20 protein-coding genes are annotated in these 19,392 nt (G+C 64.2%); 1 reads left to right on the top strand and 19 read right to left on the bottom strand.

Features of this window, described 5'->3' with window-relative positions; genetic code table 11:
• Positions 1-7: 7 nt before the first annotated feature.
• From J2X42_RS02620 to J2X42_RS02560, 13 genes are all read right to left on the bottom strand, one after another.
• Positions 8-1,318, bottom strand: coding sequence for an alpha/beta hydrolase-fold protein (locus J2X42_RS02620; RefSeq protein WP_310161848.1), 1,311 nt, complete (start codon positions 1,316-1,318; stop codon positions 8-10).
• A gap of 5 nt (positions 1,319-1,323) precedes the next feature.
• Positions 1,324-1,755 carry a DUF2550 domain-containing protein gene (locus J2X42_RS02615; protein ID WP_310161846.1) on the bottom strand — a complete coding sequence of 144 codons (432 nt, stop codon included), beginning with the start codon at positions 1,753-1,755 and terminating at the stop codon, positions 1,324-1,326.
• A gap of 10 nt (positions 1,756-1,765) precedes the next feature.
• Complete coding sequence (locus J2X42_RS02610; RefSeq protein ID WP_131131695.1) at positions 1,766-2,050, bottom strand: F0F1 ATP synthase subunit epsilon; 285 nt, start codon at positions 2,048-2,050, stop codon at positions 1,766-1,768.
• Position 2,051: 1 nt separating this feature from the next.
• Entirely contained in the window at positions 2,052-3,506 is a 1,455-nt protein-coding gene (gene atpD, locus J2X42_RS02605; RefSeq protein ID WP_310161842.1) for a F0F1 ATP synthase subunit beta, read from the bottom strand.
• A gap of 84 nt (positions 3,507-3,590) precedes the next feature.
• Positions 3,591-4,481, bottom strand: a complete 891-nt coding sequence (locus J2X42_RS02600) for a F0F1 ATP synthase subunit gamma (RefSeq protein ID WP_131131693.1) — start codon at positions 4,479-4,481, stop codon at positions 3,591-3,593.
• A 73-nt stretch (positions 4,482-4,554) separates the two neighbouring features.
• A complete protein-coding gene (atpA, locus tag J2X42_RS02595; RefSeq protein WP_131131902.1) occupies positions 4,555-6,192 on the bottom strand; it encodes a F0F1 ATP synthase subunit alpha in 1,638 nt (545 codons plus the stop codon).
• A gap of 83 nt (positions 6,193-6,275) precedes the next feature.
• Positions 6,276-7,103 carry a F0F1 ATP synthase subunit delta gene (locus J2X42_RS02590; RefSeq protein WP_310161838.1) on the bottom strand — a complete coding sequence of 276 codons (828 nt, stop codon included), beginning with the start codon at positions 7,101-7,103 and terminating at the stop codon, positions 6,276-6,278.
• Complete coding sequence (locus tag J2X42_RS02585; RefSeq protein WP_131131689.1) at positions 7,103-7,654, bottom strand: F0F1 ATP synthase subunit B; 552 nt, start codon at positions 7,652-7,654, stop codon at positions 7,103-7,105. The genes J2X42_RS02590 and J2X42_RS02585 overlap by 1 nt, the downstream gene beginning before the upstream one ends.
• Positions 7,655-7,707: 53 nt before the next feature.
• Positions 7,708-7,911: an ATP synthase F0 subunit C gene (atpE, locus tag J2X42_RS02580; protein WP_009356484.1), complete on the bottom strand. Its 204-nt coding sequence runs from the start codon at positions 7,909-7,911 to the stop codon at positions 7,708-7,710.
• Positions 7,912-7,989: 78 nt separating this feature from the next.
• Complete coding sequence (atpB, locus tag J2X42_RS02575) at positions 7,990-8,790, bottom strand: F0F1 ATP synthase subunit A (RefSeq protein WP_310161836.1); 801 nt, start codon at positions 8,788-8,790, stop codon at positions 7,990-7,992.
• Positions 8,791-8,871: 81 nt separating this feature from the next.
• Positions 8,872-9,210, bottom strand: a complete 339-nt coding sequence (locus J2X42_RS02570; RefSeq protein ID WP_310161835.1) for a hypothetical protein — start codon at positions 9,208-9,210, stop codon at positions 8,872-8,874.
• Positions 9,203-9,685: a hypothetical protein gene (locus J2X42_RS02565; RefSeq protein WP_310161833.1), complete on the bottom strand. Its 483-nt coding sequence runs from the start codon at positions 9,683-9,685 to the stop codon at positions 9,203-9,205. Before J2X42_RS02565 ends, J2X42_RS02570 begins: the two co-directional genes overlap by 8 nt.
• Positions 9,686-9,790: 105 nt before the next feature.
• The gene (locus tag J2X42_RS02560) at positions 9,791-10,903 is read right to left on the bottom strand and encodes an MraY family glycosyltransferase (protein WP_310161831.1); all 1,113 of its coding nucleotides are present in this window, start codon (positions 10,901-10,903) and stop codon (positions 9,791-9,793) included.
• Between the two features lie 292 nt (positions 10,904-11,195).
• On the opposite strand from J2X42_RS02560, the gene J2X42_RS02555 reads away from it, so the two are divergent.
• Entirely contained in the window at positions 11,196-12,092 is an 897-nt protein-coding gene (locus J2X42_RS02555; protein ID WP_310161829.1) for a glycosyltransferase, read from the top strand.
• Here J2X42_RS02555 and J2X42_RS02550 read toward each other — a convergent pair.
• The 6 genes from J2X42_RS02550 to thrB form a co-directional block, all read right to left on the bottom strand.
• Positions 12,089-12,847: a WecB/TagA/CpsF family glycosyltransferase gene (locus J2X42_RS02550; RefSeq protein WP_310161828.1), complete on the bottom strand. Its 759-nt coding sequence runs from the start codon at positions 12,845-12,847 to the stop codon at positions 12,089-12,091. The two genes, J2X42_RS02555 and J2X42_RS02550, sit on opposite strands and share 4 nt — an antisense overlap.
• Complete coding sequence (locus J2X42_RS02545; protein ID WP_310161827.1) at positions 12,847-13,680, bottom strand: L-threonylcarbamoyladenylate synthase; 834 nt, start codon at positions 13,678-13,680, stop codon at positions 12,847-12,849. The genes J2X42_RS02550 and J2X42_RS02545 overlap by 1 nt, the downstream gene beginning before the upstream one ends.
• 15 nt (positions 13,681-13,695) lie before the next feature.
• Positions 13,696-14,562 (bottom strand): peptide chain release factor N(5)-glutamine methyltransferase, encoded by an 867-nt coding sequence (prmC, locus tag J2X42_RS02540; RefSeq protein WP_310161826.1) that lies wholly within the window; start codon positions 14,560-14,562, stop codon positions 13,696-13,698.
• A 12-nt stretch (positions 14,563-14,574) separates the two neighbouring features.
• Complete coding sequence (gene prfA / locus J2X42_RS02535; protein ID WP_310161824.1) at positions 14,575-15,648, bottom strand: peptide chain release factor 1; 1,074 nt, start codon at positions 15,646-15,648, stop codon at positions 14,575-14,577.
• 243 nt (positions 15,649-15,891) lie between these two features.
• Positions 15,892-18,120: a transcription termination factor Rho gene (gene rho, locus J2X42_RS02530; protein WP_310161822.1), complete on the bottom strand. Its 2,229-nt coding sequence runs from the start codon at positions 18,118-18,120 to the stop codon at positions 15,892-15,894.
• Positions 18,121-18,417: 297 nt separating this feature from the next.
• The gene (gene thrB / locus J2X42_RS02525; RefSeq protein ID WP_310161821.1) at positions 18,418-19,392 is read right to left on the bottom strand and encodes a homoserine kinase; all 975 of its coding nucleotides are present in this window, start codon (positions 19,390-19,392) and stop codon (positions 18,418-18,420) included.

The following is a 19,392-nucleotide window of genomic DNA, read 5'->3' as shown; positions in this document are numbered from 1 at the left end:
CCGGTCCTCACTGCTGGATTCCCCAGCGGGCAGCAAGGAATGCCAGCCCCTCCTCCATCCCGCGGGACGGTGTGTCCCACGAGTGGCCGGCATGCTGGACCTGCTTGGCTTCAACAGTGAAGCCCGCTTTCCTGGCTGCGTCGGCGAGGGTCGCCATGTATCCAACAAATTCGGGGTCCCGCTCCCCTGCCGCAAAGTACACGGCGTTGGAATCGAACCGCTGCTGGTTCATCCTGGACAGCGGGGTTTCACGTTCAAAGGCAGCGGTGTCGCCCGCGTACGCCGCGTCGATGGTTTTCTGCCGCTCCTTGGCAAGGGCCGGTTCAAGTTCGCTGGAGAAGGCCAGCACCGAACTGTAGATGTCCGGGTGCCGGGTTCCCATTTGCAGGGCGCACGTCGCACCGAAGGAAAATCCGCCGGCCGCCCATTGCGTGTGGCTGGGGTCCACATCGAGGGTCGCGCTGATCCACGCCGGCACGTCCACGGCCAGATAGGTGTCCGCCCGGGCTATCCGGCTGTCCAGGCACAGGGTGTTCGCTGACTGGGTTCCGTTGGGATCCGCCACCACAACAACGGGTGCAACGCCACCATGGCTGGACGCGAACTCATCCATGCGTGTCCGCAGGGCGCCGCCCGTGAGCCAATCAGAGGGACCGCCGGGCTGTCCCGAGAAAAGGACCAGGACCGGCAGTGCAGGACGGTTTGCGGCGAAATAGGCCGGCGGCAGGTAGATGTATGCCTCACGCGTTGACAGTTCGGAGGCCGGACCAGGGATGGTCGCCTTCCGCAGGGCCCCTTCGCCGGGCAACTGCCCCTGCGGGGTCCAGCCCTGGAGGGAAACCGGAGCGGGGCCGCCGGGCTGGCGCGTCAGTCCGGGCTCCAGCGCCTGGATTCTGGCCAGCGCAGTGCCCATGAGGTCGCTGACGGTCCGGTTGAGGCCAAAGTAGGCGTTGATCTGGACAGCCGAGAGCAGGAGCACCAGCAGGAAGGCGGTGATACCGGCGCTCCGCTGGCCCACAGTAGACCGCGGCAGGCGGATCAGTACGAGGATGAGGGCGGCGACGGCAGGGACTGACCACAGCAGCACGTCGTCCGGAAGGTCCTCCGGGAACGTCGAGAAGACGTCGATCAAGGCCCAGTGCACCATGCCGATGAGTGCAATGCTGCCCGCAACGGAGACCAGCACTGACAGCCACCACGGGCGTGGTCCGGGTGAGGCAGGGCGCCAGAGCAGGTACACGGCGGAGGCCGCCCCGAGTGCGCAGGCGGTCCAGAATACCGGTCCGTCCGTTAACCGGACATCAGCGAGGAAGTCCACGCCGGCTAGCGCCAGGTCCCCACACCGATGACCGGTCCGGCTTCAAGCCACGAGGACAGTCCGGTGTAGGCGTCGAACTTCATGGCCAGCCTGAGGTCCTGGCCCTCATAGCGCAGTTCCACGATGACGACGTCGGGCCGGACCTTAACGGCTTCTGCTTCCGTCGGCTTGCGGCGGCCCAGCAGTTCCAGGGAACTCCGTTTGAACTTGTGCTTGGGACGGACGCTCAGGGAGAGCAGCCGGAACCACTCAAGGTCGTTGTCCTGGTAACGACAAACCCCCATCTGCCAGCTGTTTCCAGCTACGCAAATGGAGGCGTCCACCGTGCCCAGGGCGCGCCGCAGATTGAAGCGGCGCACCCCGGAAAGGCACAGTGCAAATATCAGCAATCCAAAAGCGATTGCCATGGCGATGAACGGAAGACTCGGTGCGTCCATCAAGGTCGTGCTAGCGGATCCCAGCAGTAGCCGCGTCACCCAGCTGGGCGTTGTCAGCAACAATAACCACGCGGTTGTTGTCGACGGAGAAGAATCCGCCGTCAACTACTACGGCAATGCGGTCACCGGAAACCGGCTGGATCGCCAGTTCACCTTCGGCCAGGATCGCCAGCAGGGGCGAGTGGCCGGGCAGGATTCCGATCTCACCATCGCTGGTGCGGGCCTTGACCATCGTGGCCGCTCCGGACCAGATGAAGCGGTCCGCTGCGACAATCTCAACCTCAAGCTCAGCCATATTACTTGGTCTGTTCCTGGATCTTGGCCCACTGGCGCTCAACGTCATCGAGGCCGCCGACGTTGAAGAACGCCTGCTCTGCGATGTGGTCGAGGTCGCCGTCGCAGATGGCGGTGAAGCCTTCAACGGTGTCCTTGATGGAAACCGTGGAGCCCTCGACGCCGGTGAACTGCTTGGCGGTGTAGGTGTTCTGGGACAGGAACTGCTGGATACGGCGTGCACGCGACACGACGATCTTGTCCTCTTCCGAGAGTTCGTCAACGCCGAGGATGGCGATGATGTCCTGGAGTTCCTTGTTCTTCTGCAGGATCTGCTTCACGCGGACAGCCGTGTTGTAGTGATCCTTGCCGATGTACTGGGGGTCCAGGATTCGGGAGGTCGACGTCAGCGGGTCAACGGCCGGGTACAGACCACGGGAGGCGATTTCACGGGAAAGTTCCGTGGTCGCGTCGAGGTGTGCGAAGGTCGTGGCCGGAGCCGGGTCGGTGTAGTCATCTGCGGGAACGTAGATGGCCTGCATCGAGGTGATCGAGTGGCCCTTGGTGGACGTAATGCGCTCCTGGAGGAGGCCCATTTCATCTGCAAGGTTGGGCTGGTAGCCCACAGCCGAAGGCATGCGGCCGAGGAGGGTGGAGACCTCGGAACCTGCCTGCGTGAAGCGGAAGATGTTGTCGATGAAGAGCAGCACGTCCTGGTTCTGGACATCGCGGAAGTACTCCGCCATGGTCAGTGCGGACAGTGCCACGCGCAGACGCGTTCCAGGCGGCTCGTCCATCTGGCCGAATACAAGGGCGGTGTCCTTGAGGACGCCTGCCTCTTCCATTTCAACCCAGAGGTCGTTGCCTTCACGGGTACGCTCGCCGACACCGGCGAATACCGAAGTACCACCGAAGTTGCGGGCAACACGGGTGATCATTTCCTGGATCAGAACGGTCTTGCCCACGCCGGCGCCGCCGAAGAGGCCGATCTTTCCACCCTTGATGTACGGGGTGAGAAGGTCGATCACCTTGATGCCGGTCTCCAGCATCTCGGTGGAGCCTTCCAGCGTTGCGAAGGCCGGGGCCTTGCGGTGGATCGGCCAGCGTTCGCTGATGTTCAGTTCCGACTCAGCAACGTCCAGCGGCTGGCCGAGGACGTTGAAGATGTGGCCCTTGACGCCGTCGCCAACGGGCACGGAGATGGGGGCGCCGCTGTCCACCACTGACGTGCCGCGGACGAGTCCGTCGGTAGCCTGCAGGGAGATGGCGCGGACGAGGTTGTCACCCAGGTGCTGGGAAGTCTCGAACGTGATGGTCTTGGTGACACCGTTGAGGGTGATCTCCGTAGACAGGGCGTTGTAAATCGACGGGATTGCGTCAGCCGGGAATTCGACGTCGACAACCGGGCCAATAACACGTGCAATACGGCCGGTGGCACCGGACGTTGCGGCTACGTGTTCGGTAGCAGTGGCAGTCATCTCTCTCACTTCACTCAGTAGATGGCGTGGGGTTAAGTTTATCTGTTGTGGTGCAGGTCCCGCGGGAACCGAAAATGCCGAAGGCTAGGACGCGAGGGCGTCGGCGCCGGCAACGATTTCGGAAAGCTCCTGCGTGATCTCGGCCTGGCGGGCCGTGTTGCGCAGACGCGTGTACTTCTTGATCAGGTCCGTCGCGTTGTCGCCGGCGGACTTCATCGCCCGCTGGCGTGCAGCAAGCTCGGAAGCTGCTGCCTGCAACATGGCTGCGAAGATACGGGATTCGATGTAACGCGGCAGCAGGGCATCGAGGACCTGCTCCGTTTCCGGTTCGAACTCGTACAGCGGCAGGAGCTCCGATTCCGAAGCGGCCTGCTCTTCCACGACCTCGAGCGGGAGCAGGCGGATGACCGTCGGCTCCTGGGTGACCATGGACTTGAAGCGGGTGTAAACAACGTGGATTTCGTCCACGCCGCCCTCTTCGTAGGCCGTTGCGAAGTCAGTCAGCAGCGCTTCTCCGACTTCGCGCGCGGTGGCGAATTCAGGGGCGTCCGTGCCGCCGGTCCAGACCCGCGCGTACTCGCGGTTCCGGAAGTCGTAGTACGCCTGGCCCTTACGGCCGACGAGGTAGGTCTTGACTTCCTTGCCTTCAGCGTGGAGCAGCTCGTTGAGACCTTCCGCCTGCTTGAGCACACTCGCCGAGTAGGACCCTGCCAGGCCACGGTCCGAGGTAATTACCAGGACTGCGGCACGGCGGATCTGCTCCGGCTCAGTGGTCAGCGGGTGGTCGATTTCGCTTTGGCTGGCGACAGCAGAAACGGCGCGCGTGATGGCGTTCGCGTAAGGCAGTGAAGCTGCTACGCGCGCACGGGCCTTGCCGATGCGCGAGGTAGCGATCAGTTCCATCGCCTTGAAGATCTTGCGCATCGACGTGGTCGAGCTGATCTTCTGGCGGTAGACCCGGATCTGGGCTCCCATACTTATCCTTTCCTAAGATTCCGTAGACCGGGTGCGCCGGACCCATGGGGTCCGGCGCACCCGTCCAGCGGAACTAGCGCTTCTGCTTGACGATTTTTTCCTGGTCGACTTCGGCACCGGAGATAGCATCGTGCTCCTCGTGGCCGGCACCTACCAGGTGGTTGTCACCCTCGCCGAAGAAGCCCTTTTTGAAGTCCACGATCGCGGTCTTCAGTGCTTCTGCGGTGTCGTCGTCCAGCACGTTGGTCTGAGCCAGCGTGGTGAGGATCGAGGACTTGTGCTTGAGGTGCTCCAGGAACTCGGACTCGAAGCGGCTGATGTCTTCAACCGGAACGTCGTCGAGGTAGCCCTTGGTACCTGCCCAGATGGAGACAACCTGGTCCTCGACCGGGAACGGCGAGTACTGGCCCTGCTTGAGCAGTTCCATCAGGCGGGCACCACGGGTCAGCTGCTGGCGTGAAGCCGCATCCAGGTCCGAGGCGAACATGGCGAATGCCTGCATGTCGCGGTACTGGGCCAGGTCCAGCTTCAACGTACCGGAGACCTTCTTCATGGACTTGACCTGTGCGGCGCCACCAACGCGGGACACCGACACACCAACGTCAACAGCGGGACGCTGGTTGGCGTTGAAGAGGTCCGACTGGAGGAAGATCTGACCGTCGGTGATCGAGATCACGTTGGTCGGGATGTACGCGGAAACGTCGTTTGCCTTGGTCTCAACGATCGGCAGACCGGTCATCGAGCCGGCACCGAGTTCGTCGGAGAGCTTTGCACAACGCTCCAGCAGGCGGGAGTGCAAGTAGAAGACGTCGCCCGGGTAGGCTTCGCGTCCCGGCGGGCGGCGCAGCAGAAGCGACACTGCACGGTAGGCTTCGGCCTGCTTGGACAGGTCATCGAAGATCACCAGAACGTGCTTGCCGCCGTACATCCAGTGCTGGCCGATGGCCGAACCGGCGTAGGGAGCCAAGTACTTGAAGCCGGCGGGGTCGGACGCGGGAGAGGCCACGATGGTGGTGTACTCCAGTGCGCCGTGGTCCTCGAGGGTCTGCCGGACGGCTGCGATGGTGGAAGCCTTCTGGCCAACACCGACGTAGACGCAGCGGACCTGCTTGGTGACATCCCCGGAAGCCCAGTTGGCCTTCTGGTTGATGATGGTGTCAACGGCGATGGCCGTCTTGCCGGTCTGGCGGTCACCAATGATGAGCTGACGCTGGCCGCGGCCGATCGGGATCATGGCGTCGATGGCCTTGAGTCCGGTCTGCATCGGTTCGTGGACCGACTTGCGCTGGGTCACGCCGGGTGCCTGAAGTTCAAGCGCACGGGTGGTCTCAGCCTTGATCTCGCCGAGGTCATCGATCGGCTGGCCCAGCGGGTCAACAACGCGTCCGAGGAACGCGTCGCCCACCGGCACGGACAGGATCTCACCGGTACGGTGAACTTCCTGGCCTTCTTCGATGCCAGTGAAGTCACCGAGGATGATGACACCGATTTCGCGGACGTCAAGGTTCTGGGCGAGGCCCAGGGTGCCGTCCTCGAAGCGAAGCAGCTCGTTCGCCATGACCGAGGGAAGGCCCTCAACACGGGCGATGCCGTCACTTGCGGCGGTTACGCGGCCAACCTCTACGCGTTCTGCGTTTCCGGGTTCGTAGGACGCCGCGAACTCGTTCAACGCATTACGGACGTCGTCGGCGTTGATGGTCAATTCGGCCATCTGCAGTCCCTGCTCTCCTGTTTTCGTGATCATCGTTGCTCACGATGACCGGGGTTTCTATCAGTTAAGTTGTGCTTGTCCGGCTAGCCGGCCAGTTGGCGGTGAAGCTGGCCCAGACGGGAGACCACGGAAGCGTCAAGCACTTCGTCGCCCACCTGGACACGGATTCCACCGATCAGTGCAGGATCAACGCTGAGGTTGACCTTGAGCTCGCGACCATACAGGGCGTTGAGCCCTGCCTGGAGGCGGCTGAACTGCGTCTCCGTCAAAGGACGGGTGACGCTGACCGTTGCAATCCAGCGCTGCTGCCGCTTGGCCGCCAACTCGGCGAACCGGGCCACAAGCCTGGTCGGCTTGAGGCCGCGGGGCTGGGAGACTGCCTGGCCGATGAGGACTTTGGCTGCCTCGCTTGCGCCAGGAACCAGCCTCTCCGTGAGGGTGGTCTTTGCAGCACCGCTTGCCTGTGGTTCGGACAGAGCACGTTGTACCTCGTGGCTGGAGGCAACGGCCTGGTTGAAGGAGAACAGATCGTTCTCCAGCTCTTCCAGCCCAGAGATTCCGGAGGCAGAAACGGCCGACTTGTTTTCAGCGACGGCGATGACCACCGTAGCGGCAAGAGTCTCGAGTGCATCGCCGATATCTCGTGCCGATGCCCAGCGCAAACTGGCCAGTCCGCCCGCGATATCCGCAGCATCAGCGGAGACTTTCCCGCCAACCAGCTGCTTGACCAGCGCCGACTTTTCGTCACCGCTGCGGGACGGGTCAGTCAGGGCGCGGCGCAAGCCAGCCGAGCTGTCCACCGTTCCCAGGATTCCGAAGAGTTCCTTAGCCAGCTGCAGCGAGGCGGTGGGAAGCTTGGCTTCCAACGCTGTCAGTGCCGTGGCCAGCGATTCGCTCGATATACCTGCCATTACTGAGCTGCACCTGCGTTCTGGTTCTCCAGATCTGCCAGGAAGCGGTCAACAACGCGGGCCGAACGCTCGTCATCGGTGAGTGCTTCACCAACAATGCGTCCTGCCAGGGTGGTGGCCAGCGTGCCCACCTCGGAGCGCAGGGACACAACAGCGGCCTGGCGCTCCGATTCGATCTGCACGTGCGCCTGCGCGGTGATGCGGGCGGACTCTGCAGCCGCCTTTTCCTTCAGATCAGCGAGGATCTGAGCGCCTTCGGCACGGGCTTCCTCGCGGATGCGGTTGGCTTCGGCGCGGGCGTCGTTCAGCTGCTGCTTGTATTCCTCGAGTGCAGCGGAGGCCTCAGCCTGGGCCTTTTCAGCTTTGGCGATGCCACCTTCGATGGCCTCGGCACGCTCTGCGAAAGTCTTCTCGAACATCGGGACAATGAACTTGACCACGATGTACATGAGGACAGCAAAGCCGACGAGGACGACGCCCATTTCCCAGACATTGGGCATCAGAGGGCTGGTTGCGCCCTCTGTGGCGGCTGAGATGATCAGCTGATTCATAATTCACCCGTCCTTATCTACTCGGTTCTGGATGTTCGCTTGGTTCGTCAGACTTAGAGAACGAAAGCGAAGACCAGGCCGAGGATGGCGAGGGCTTCAGTCAGCGCGAGGCCGAGGAATGCGATCGGCTGCAGGACGCGCTGTGCTTCCGGCTGGCGTGCGACGCCGTTGATGTAGGCAGCGAACACGAGACCAACACCGATACCACCGCCGATTGCGGACAGACCGTAACCTACGAGGTTGAGATTGCCTTCCATTTTATTCCTTTCAAGATGCCATCTGTGTGGCAGGTTGTTTGGTTTGCTTCATCCCCGCAAGGGGAAGATTTTGGGAGCCTAGTGGCTGTCCGCGTGCAGAGCGCCTTCGATGTAGATGGCGGTCAGCAGGGTAAAGACGTACGCCTGGAGCGCCATGATCAGAGCTTCCAGCATGTACATGGCGATGGCGCCAGCCAGGACCAGGACCGAGGTGCCCTTCAGCAGCAGGTTTTCCTGCATAACGAGGTACTCGATGCCGGAGCCGGCAAGCATCACGATGAGGTGGCCGGCCAGCATGGTGGCGAACAGACGGAGGCTGTGCGTGACCGGGCGGACCAGGAAGTTGGAGATGATCTCGATCGGGACGACGATGGGCAGGATGTAGAACGGGACTCCGGACGGCACGGTGGCCAGCTTGAAGTACTTGATGCCGTTCTTCTTGATGCCGATGCCAATCCAGGTGAAGTAGACGATGCCCGCAAGGACATAGGCTCCACCGACGTGCGAGAAGCTCGGAAGCTGGATCACGGGGATTGCGCCGTAAATGTTGTTCACGAGGATAAAGAAGAAGAGGCTGAACAACAGCGGGACGTACTTCATAAAGTCTTTGCCGCCGATAATGTCCTTGGCGATGCTGTTACGCACAAAGCCGTAGGCCATTTCACCAGCGAACTGGAGCTTGCCGGGGACAAGCTGCTGCTTCCGTGCAGCTAGCAGAAAGAATGTGGCGATAATGACGACCGACAGGATTACCAGCAGCATCTGCTTGGAGAATCCGTCTGCCGCCCCCCACGGCAGGATTGCCGGCAGGTGCATTTCTTCAATTCCAGGAGGAGTGAACTCTCCTGAATCTTGGGCCGGGAGCGCAAGCGCGATCAACGCGTTTCCTCTCTGCAGTGTCCATCATTGGGCGTTGGTCGGGGATCCGCGGATTTGCGCTCCGCTGTTCCCCGTGTGAAATTATTTGGCATTAGTGTTTCCGTCCGCGGACGGACCGCTGTCTGCGCCGCTCTTACCGGCTGTGTTTCTGTGACTGGTAAGGCCATGCATGTGGGAAAGATAAAATCCTCCGACAGCTCCAAGCAGAGCGCCTGCGAGCACGATCCAGCGGGTTCCCCACAGATTATCCAGACCCCACCCTATCAAACTCCAGACGATGATTCCGCCAATTATGTAGCTGAAGACGGCCATTCCGGCGTTGTATCCGCCGTCGTTGTTTTCAGTGGACACGCCTGGTGCGGAACCGGTTACCCGGGGTTTGGAAGAGCCGCGGTTTCCTGCTCGCTTCCGATCAGACATCGCGCGGTTCCTTGGTCTCGGGGTCGTTGTAGATTTGCAGCCTGGCCTTGCTGAAGCCGTAGATCTCCGCCGCCTGCCAAAGCACGACGGCGGCGACGGCGCCGATCAGGAACCAACGGCCGTCCAGCCATTCCGGAGCCCCGATGAGGAACAGGACGATTGCGAACCCGACGACTTTGATGAAGTACGTCGCGACGAACATCCCGATGGCGCCCGAGGGATTGCTGCGTCCGACGAAGTGGCCCACCAGCAGGCTGATTCCGAAGAACAGCATCACCAGCAGTCCGCCAGAGGCGGCCGACAATGCGCCGTTCACGCCAACCATCAGAGCGGCGATGACGGAGCACAGGACCAGGCCGGCCCCGGCAGCCGCCGAACTAAGTGCCAGGAGGCGAAGCCACAGGGAATGGGTGGGACCGGAAACACCAACGGGTCCGTTGCCGGACGCGGGTCCGGAGTCGGCGTTGGAGGTCATATGATCCCAATCGTCGGTACCCGGCAAGCAGCCAGGAGGAGGGGTAGAGAGGCAGCTACAGCTGCCCCTAAATTCTACACGAGATAGAAATATTTCCGAACGGCGTTACGCGGCCGGTTCCGAGCTTCGTCGGCTCAGGTACGGCCACGCCGTCACCAGTCCCATCACCAGGGTTGCGAAGATGTCCGCGGACAGCACGATCTGCCAGGGGAACACAGCAAAAGCAAGGCCACCGAAGGACAGCACGCAGGTCCACAGGTACATGAGGACCACCACGGTCCGGTGGGAGTAGCCGATGTCCAGCAGTTTGTGGTGGAGATGCCCGCGGTCCGCGGACCAGGGCGAGCGCCCGCGTGCGGTGCGCCGGATGACGGCAAGGCCAAGGTCTAGCAGTGGCAGGAAGAGCACGGCGAAGGGAAGCAGGATCGGTATAACGGTGGAAATACCGTTTGCCCGGTCGTAGAGGCCGGAGGAGATCTGGCCGGTGGAGACGATACCGGCCGATGCCATCAGCAGTCCGATCAGCATGGCACCGGAGTCGCCCATGAAAATTTTGGAGGGGAACCAGTTGTGCGGCAGGAAGCCGATGCAGCTGCCCACGAGGACCGCCGTCAGCAGCGTGGCCAGGTCCGAGTAATCCAGGAGGACGGCGTTCCGGTGCACCCAGTACGCGGTGAAGAAGAACGCGGTGCCGCCGATGATGGCCACGCCCGCCGCCAACCCATCGAGGCCGTCGATGAAATTGAAGGCATTCATGGTGGTCACGATGAGTCCGGCCGTCAGGACCACCCGGAGCATTTCGTTCTCGAGGTAGATCGGCTCCGGAACCCACGGAACGATCGTCATCCGGACCCCCCAGATAGCCACTACGAAGGCAGCAGCGCTTTGTCCGATGAGCTTCACCCACCAGCGGATGTCCAGCAGGTCGTCCGCCACGCCTACCAGCACGATCACCACCGCACCCGCCAGGACGCCCCAGGGCGAGAAGTTGTTGCGGTAGATGTCCTTGACGAAGAAGGACTGGCTGGCGACGATCAGCGCCACCAGGACCCCAAGGAAGATGGCCACACCGCCCAGCCGGGATACCGGCGTCGAATGCATGTCGCGGCTGCGGATTGGCATGTGGAGCTCAAGCCGGTTGCCGACCACCCGGGCACCCCAGGTGGCCGCGTAGGACACGACGGCAGCCGTCAGGCCCATGAGCAGGTACATGATCATGCGTTGGCAGCCGTTTCGTCGGTGCCCGGCGCTGCCCGGGGTGTCGTCACAGTGCAGGGTAGCCGCCGGGGCTGCCGGGCCTTGATTGTTGGTGTCACTTGCCGGGGATCTGACTTTCGATAAATGAAACTTCTCCGTCGCCGGGCGCGCAGCAGGCAGTGCTTAGTGCCTTACAGGGCTGTATTACAGTGGACTCTAGTCAAGATACTAGCGCCAACGGCTCCATGGCTTCGCGCCACACTGGCGCATCGCGAGCGGGGAATCCCCTGAAGGCCATGCTGAAAGGAATTCCATGCCCCTCCGGGTTGCAGTCGCCGCCGTGACATTTGACCGTCACAAAGAGCTCTCCGTCCTGCTGGACTCCATCAACGCCCAGTCGGCCTCCGTGGACACCATCTGCCTGATCGACAGCGGCACCGTTCCGGCCCGTGAGGTCGCCGCGAAGCATTCCAACGTGGACTACGTGCGTTCGGAAGCGAACCTCGGCGGCGCCGGAGGCTTCGCCCTCGCAGCGCTCAAGGCCGTCGCCAGCGGTGCGGAGTGGATCTGGATGATGGACGACGACGCCGAGCCGGCGGACCCGGAATGCCTGGCCACACTGCTGCGCGAGGCTGAGGCCCGCGACCTCGAGGCCGTAGTCCCCCTCGTAGTGGCGCCGGGCCAGCCGGACCGGCTTTCCTTCTTCTTCCGGCTTGACGGAAAAGTCACGCATGACCGTGCGGAACTGGAAAAGGTCGGGTTCCTGCCCGACGACGGACACTTCTTTAACGGTGCGTTGATCCGGTCTGATGTCTTTTTCAAGGTGGGCCTGCCGGACATGCGCCTGTTCATCCGCGGCGACGAAGTGGACTTCACCATCCGGCTCCGCAAGGCGGGCATCAGGTTCGGCACTGTCACCACCACCGCCATCACGCACCCGCACGCCTTCTCCGAAACCAAGCACGTCTATGGCGCCGGCTGGCATGTCATTGTGCCGGAGTCGGCCTTCAAGCGGTACTACTACTATCGCAACCGCGGCTACCTGATCCGCCGGTACTTCCGGGTCAAGTCCTTCGTGGCCGACGTCGGCGGTTACGTCGGCTATTTCGCGCAGCGCCGTGACCTCAAGGGCTTCCTGGACTGGGCCAGGTCGTTCAGCACGGGGCTGCGGGCCAAGGGCTTCGCTCCCCTGGAGGACCAGAAGTTCTAGGCTGTCCGCTTGAGGCGGCGCCGGGCGAGGAGCCACAGCAGGACCCACGGCTCGCCGAAGACGCGGTAGGCCACCCGGCGCGGATGCAGGAGCAGGCGCCAGGCCCATTCCAGGCCCAACCGGCCCAGCCAGCGCGGCGCCAGCTTCTGGATTCCGGCCAGCTGCTCGATCGCTCCACCCACTGCGCAATAGATCGCCGGCGGAAGCGAATCGAGCCTGCGCTGCAGAACCGATTCCTGCAGGGGCATGCCCAGTCCAAGCAGTACCAGCTGGGGACGCTGCTCCGCGAGCCACTGCGCAGCGGCCGCTTCGACGTCGTCGTTCCAGCCTTCGCCGGGAAAGCCCGTGACGGTGGCGCCCGGGACAATTCCTTCCAGCCTCGCCACAGCCTTGGCGTTTGCTTCGGAACCGGCCCCCACCACGGCGATCCGTTCCAGCCCGGCCAGTTGCCCCAGGGCAGGAATCCAGTCCGTTGAGCCGAGCCGGTACTCCATGACGGGCCCGGCCGCCTGGCCGGTCCGGCTCCAGAGCCACAGCACAGGCGCCCCGTCCAGGAGCACCACGTCGCTGTCCTCATAGAGCCGGCGGAAGCCGGGATCGGAATGCGTCAGGGTGACGCTGTGAAGGTTATGGCCGACGACGGTCCGTGTGCTGCCGTCGTCGACGAACCCTTCAAGGACTCCGATCAGTTCGTCGACTTTCAGGGGCGTGGCGTCGACCCCCAGGACGGGGATGCGCTGGCGGAGCAGGGTCATCAAGGGCGCGGCTCCTGCCGGGACGGTTCATCCGTCGAAGCGTCAGTCACGGGTGTTTGAACCGGCGCAGCTTCAGCAACAGGCGCTTCGGTCACGGGAGTTTCATCCGTCGAAGCTTCGGTCACGTCCGCGTCGTCCGCAGGCTCTTCCGCAGGTTCCTCGGCCATCGGGATTTCCCCGAGCCCCAGCACTGCCGGTACGTGCTCCCGCAACTGCTGGAGCGAGACGGCGCCGTTCCGGACGACGCGGAGCAGTGGCCCGGTGGCATCAACAATCGTTGAGGGGACCCCTTCGGTGCCCTCCAGTGGCCGGAATCCGCCTTCAAGGTAGACCTCGACCGACTCGGCAAGCTGCTCGCGTGCCTCGGCTGCGGTCTGTGCGGCGGCGTGGCCGGTGCGGTTGGCCGACGAAACTGCCAGCGGGCCAGTCAGCGTGAGCAGTTCCTGGGCCACTTCGTCCGCGGGCATCCGCAGGGCAACGGTTCCCTTGGTGTCACCCAGGTCCCAGTCCAGGGACGGCTGGGCGTGCAGGATCAAGGTCAGTCCGCCGGGCCAGAATGCCTCGGCGAGTTTGCGGGCGTCCGCCGAAACATCGGTGGCGAGCCCGTCGAGGGCGTTGATCCGCGGGATGAGCACCGGCGGCGGCATGCTGCGGCCGCGCCCCTTGGAGACGAGCAGCATGGTGACGGCCTGCGGCGAAAAGGCGTCCGCGGCGATCCCGTAGACAGTGTCCGTGGGGAACACCACGCATTTCTGTTCGCTGATGGCGCGCTGGGCGTGTTCCAGCCCCAGGGCGCGCTGGTCCTCTGACGTGCAGTTGTAGGTTGTGGTCACTGGCTTATTCTTTCATCACTCGCGGTCAGGGCCGGAAAGCAGTGCACTGGTGGCGCGTTCCTTGCCGTTGAGGTCCAGGTGGGTGGTGATTCCGGTCCACACTCCGGTCCGGGACAGCATGGCTTTGATCCAGCCGGCCTGCACCTCGGCGTGTTCCATCACGAAGTAGCCGCCGGGAACCAGCAGCCGGGCTGCCGAGGCTGCCGCCGCCGTCGGGAGTTCCATGCCGTCTGCTCCCCCGCCGTACAACGCTTCCGGCGGATCGTGGAGCGCAACCTCGGGCTCGTTGGGGATGGCTTCGGCCGGGATGTACGGCGGGTTGGAAATCACGACGTCGAAGGTTCCGTTGAGCTCGGGCAGTGCGTCCCGGAGGTCCCCCAGGACGAGATTGACGCCGAGGGGCGCCAGGTTCTTTTCGGCCCAGGCGTGCGCGAAGGGGCTGTACTCCACGGCGTGCACCTCCGCGGCGGGAACCTCGTGTGCAATGGAGCCGGCAATTGCCCCGGAACCGGTGCCCAAATCCACAATCCGGGGGTATGCCATGCCTTTGACGTGGTCGATGACCAGTTGGACGACGGACTCTGTTTCGGGCCGCGGGATAAAGACACCGGGTCCGACGGCGAGCTCCAGGTAGCGGAAGTACGCCACTCCGGTGATGTGCTGCAGCGGGGTCCGCTGGGCCCGTTCGGCCACGAGGTCGGCGTAGCCTTCCGGCGCCGGGGAATTCCCCAGCATCAGCGCACGGAGCCGGCCCAGGCCGACGCCGAGCAGATGGTCGGCCAGCAGTTCCGCGTCAACGCGCGGGCTGGGCACACCGGCTTGCGCCAGGATGGCGGTCGCCTCCGTGACGGCTGCCGCGAGAGTCTGCTCCGAACCGGTCATCTGCTCAGGCGGCTATTCGCCGATGGCGTCCAGGCGGGCCTGTTCGTCCATCTCGATGGCGGACTGGATCACGGGCTCCAGGTCGCCGTTCATGACCTGGTCCAGGTTGTACGCCTTGTACCCGGTGCGGTGGTCCGCGATCCGGTTTTCCGGGTAGTTGTAGGTGCGGATGCGCTCCGAGCGGTCCATTGTGCGGATCTGGGACTTGCGCTGGGCCGAGTTCTCGGCGTCGATCTGCTCCTGCATGTGCGCGAGGATGCGGGCCCGCAGGACGCGCATGCCGGCTTCGCGGTTCTGCAGCTGTGACTTTTCGTTCTGCATGGCAACCACGATTCCCGTGGGGAGGTGGGTGATGCGGACGGCGGAGTCGGTGGTGTTCACGGACTGCCCGCCGGGACCGGAGGACCGGTAGACGTCGATCTTGAGGTCGTTCTGGTTGATTTCGAGCTCTTCGGGCTCGTCAACTTCCGGGAGGACAAGGACGCCGGCGGCAGAGGTGTGGATCCGGCCCTGCGATTCGGTGACGGGCACGCGCTGGACGCGGTGCACGCCGCCCTCGAACTTGAGCCGGGCGTAGACGCCCTCGGCGGGATCGTTCGAGTTGCCCTTGACGGCCATCTGGACGTCCTTGTAGCCGCCCAGGTCGGACTCCGTTGCGGAGATAAGTTCGGTCTTCCAGCCGCGGGACTCCGCGTACCGGGTGTACATCCGCAGGAGGTCGCCGGCGAACAGGGCAGCTTCGTCGCCGCCTTCGCCGCCCTTCACCTCAAGGATCACGTTGCGGGCATCGTCAGGGTCCCGGGGAATGAGCAGGCGCCGCAGTTTCGCAGAGGCCGTCTCCAAGGCAGCCTCAAGTTCAGGCACCTCGGCAGCAAATTCAGGGTCCTCCCCCGCCATCTCCTTGGCGGCAGCCAGGTCATCCTGGATGGCCTCCCACTTGTGATACGCCTCAACGATGCCGTTCAGCTGGGCAGACCGCCGCCCCAGCTTCCGGGCCAGCCGCTGGTCAGCATAAACAGCAGGATCACCAAGCTGCGCCTGGATAGCATCATGCTCATCAAGCAGGCCCTGTACGGACTCAAACATTTTCAAAACCTTTCGTTCTGCGCCCTATTTTAGTGGAGCGCAGTAATCCATTCCCAAAGCAGGCCGGGCGAGGGTGAGCCGGACACTTGCAGCGCGGATTTTCCGCCCCGGGAGTGGCATCGGGCCTGTCGAAGCGTGGCGGCTCAGGTCCGTCAGGACTGAGCCGCCACGCGAAGGGGCGGGGGCGGAAAATCCGCGCGGCACCAACCGCGCGAACTTCCCGACACCCCGCCCCGAAAACAGCTACTTGTCGTTATCCGACTTCGCACCAAGCGTCGTCTTCTGGACCTGCATGAGGAACTCGACGTTGCTCTGGGTCTCCCGGATCTTGTTGGTCAGCAGCTCAAGGCTCTGCTGCGTTTCGAGTCCGGAGAGGACGCGGCGCAGCTTCCACATGATCTTGACTTCCTCGGGGGAAAGCAGGTTCTCTTCACGCCGGGTACCGGACGCGTTGACGTCCACGGCCGGGAAGATGCGCTTGTCCGCCAGCTGGCGGGACAGGCGGAGCTCCATGTTGCCGGTGCCCTTGAACTCTTCGAAGATGACCTCGTCCATCTTGGAACCGGTCTCGACGAGCGCGGTTGCCAGGATGGTCAGCGAGCCGCCGTTTTCGATATTGCGGGCTGCACCGAAGAAGCGCTTCGGCGGGTACAGCGCCGCGGAGTCGACACCGCCGGACAGGATACGGCCGGAGGCCGGTGCTGCCAGGTTGTAGGCTCGGCCCAGGCGGGTCATGGAGTCCAGGAGGACCACCACGTCCATGCCCATTTCCACGAGGCGCTTGGCGCGTTCGATGGAGAGTTCGGCCACGGTGGTGTGGTCGTCAGCGGGACGGTCGAAGGTGGAGGCAATAACCTCGCCCTTGACGGTGCGCTGCATGTCCGTGACTTCTTCGGGGCGTTCGTCAACGAGCACCATCATGAGGTGGACCTCAGGATTGTTGGTGGTGATGGCGTTCGCGATGGACTGCAGGATGAGCGTCTTGCCGGCCTTCGGCGGGGAGACGATCAGGCCACGCTGGCCCTTGCCGATCGGGGCAACCAGGTCGATGACGCGGGGGCCGATCTTCTTGGGGTCGGTCTCGAGGCGCAGGCGCTCGGACGGGTACAGCGGAACCAGCTTGGCGAATTCGACGCGGTCCTTGAGCTCTTCGGGCGTCTTTCCGTTGACGGAGGTGACGCGGACGAGGGCGTTGAACTTCTGGCGGGCAGTCTGCTGGCTGCGGTCTTCGCCTTCACGCGGTGCACGGATGGCGCCCACCACGGCGTCACCCTTGCGCAGGTTGTACTTCTTGACCTGGGCGAGGGAGACGTAGACGTCGTTCGGGCCCGGCAGGTAGCCGGAGGTGCGGATGAACGCGTAGTTCTCCAGCACGTCCAGGATGCCGGCAACAGGCAGCAGGACGTCGTCCTCGGTGACCTCGACGTCGTCGACGTCCGGTCCCTGTGCACGGCCCCGACGGCGGTCGTTGCGGTCGCGGAAGCGGTCGTTGCGGGAGTTGTCCCGGCTGTCCCGGCTGTCCTGGCCGCCGGAGCGGTCGTTGCGGTCGTTCCGGTCCCGGCGGTTGCGGCGGTTCCGGCGGCTTCCGCCGTCGGCATCGTCGCCGTCGCGGGTGTTGTCCCGGGAGTCGTCACGGCGGGCGCCTTCACGCTGGCCGGCGTCGCGGCTTCCCGCGTTGTCCCGGCCGCCGTCTGTGGTTTCGCGGGGCGCGGTTTCGCGGACGGCGGTGTCGCGGGACACGGTTTCGCGGGCGCCGCGGGTGCGGCCGGCGTCACGGCGGTCGGCACGCTGGCCTTCACCGGAGTCCGTACCCTGCGCGTCGGAGCGCTGGGTTTCGGTGCGCTGGGTTTCGGTGCGGTCTGCCTGGCGCTGTTCGGCGACGGGCTGCTCGGCCGGTGCCTCAGCGGTTTCGGCGGCCTGGGGCGCCGAAGCTGCCGCTTCACCGCGACGGCGGTTGCGGGTACGCGGCTGGCGGCGTTCGCCGGCGCCTTCGGCTGCCTCGCCGGACTCGGCAGGCGCGGCGGCCGGAGCATCGGCGGGGGCTGCAACGGGGGCTTCGCCGGCTGCTTCCGCTGCGGGGGCGGCGGCTACAACGCCGTCGCTGACGGCCCGGCGGCTGCGGCCACGGCCACGTGCCCGGGTACCCTCGGCGGCCGGAGCTTCCGCGGTTTCGCTAGCGGCAGCCACCGGAGCGGCAGCAGCGGGAGCGGTGTGGTTTTCGGTCGCCTTCTCAGCAGCCTTGGCCGGGGCCTTGGTGGCTGGAGTGCCTGCGCGATGGGCGGAGATGGCCGTGACCAGGTCCCCCTTGCGCATCCGGGATCCGCCGGAAATACCCAGCTGGCTGGCAAGCGCCTGCAACTGGGCGAGCTTCAGGCCGGCGAGGCCGCTGCTCTTGGCGGGTGCGGCCGTTGACGATCCGGCAGCAGAAGATGATAGTTCCACAGCTGGAGACAGCTCAGTGGTTTCGGTCACGAAGGATCCTTCCCCCTCGACGGCGTCCAGACTGGGAGCTGGACGCGATGATTTGATCTGGGCTGCAGTTCAGATCTGCAGCCGTAAATTCGGCCTTGCCGGTTGGATTTCGGCCAGCAGGGCCGGATACTGATTCACCCACGCTCCGATTAATGGCGGAACGCTGGACTGACGGTTCAGGGGCAGACACTTCATGCTGCAGATTCCTGCGACAGACCAAGCAGGCGGCACCGGGAGATGTTGCGCAGTAGGAGATCAAAGAGCAACTGAGAGCAGCTGCAGATCAGATAGGCGGAATCACCGCCGGTGCAAGTCCACCTTAGCACCTTCAACGTCCACTGCCAGCTTCAGCACGCGCCAGCTGATGTCCGGCGTGTTCGACACTGTAAACGCGTCGATGAAGTCCAGGACCACGGCAGCGTCAGCCTCACCGTGGGCCAGCACCAGGACGGTGGGTCCTGCGCCTGAAACGACGGCCGCGTGCCCGGCTTTTCGCAGCGCACTGATCAGGGCCGCGCTGGGCCGCATGGCCTCCGCGCGGTAACTCTGGTGGAGGAAATCCTCGGTGCCGGCGAGCAGGAATTCAGGCTTCTGCGTCAGCGCGTGGATCAGCAGCGCAGCACGGCCGGAATTCATGGCTGCGGCGTGGTGGCCCACCGAGGCCGGGAGCAGGGCGCGGGCGGCTTCCGTGGAGAGCTCGTAGTCGGGCACCGCGACAATCGGGATCACGGACCCGTCCACGGTGGCACACGTGCTGCTGTACTGGTCACTGTCCTGCCAGGACAGCGCCAGTCCGCCGAAAATGGCGGGTGCGACGTTGTCCGGGTGGCCTTCAAGTTCACTCGTGAGCTGCAGGATCCAATCCCGCCCGCGCTGCCCGGCCTCCGGAACCATGGCATTGGCGGCGGAGACTGCAGCCACCACAGCCGAGGCCGACGACCCCAGGCCCCGGCCGTGCGGGTTGACATTCTCCGCGGTGACCTTCAGGCCGCCGTGGCGGTAGCCCAGGCGTTCGAAAGCCGCTTCCATGGCCCGGATGACCAGATGGCTGGCATCGCGCGGCAGTGTTTCGGCACCCTCGCCGCTGAGCTCGAACTGCAGTTCGTCGGTTTCGAGGCTCTCCACTGTCAGGGTGTCGTGCAGCGCCAGGGCCAGGCCAAGGCTGTCATATCCCGGACCAAGGTTGGCGCTGGTGGCCGGGACCCGGACGGTGACGCGTTGTCCGGCCTCGATAAGCGGCAGTCCAACAGTGGTGGGCGAGGTGGTTTCCAC

The sequence above is a fragment of the Arthrobacter sp. BE255 genome, assembly GCF_031457335.1.
GTDB lineage: Bacteria > Actinomycetota > Actinomycetes > Actinomycetales > Micrococcaceae > Arthrobacter.
The sequence above is the reverse complement of the archived record's forward strand: the minus strand, read 5'-3'. Positions and strand labels throughout refer to the sequence as shown.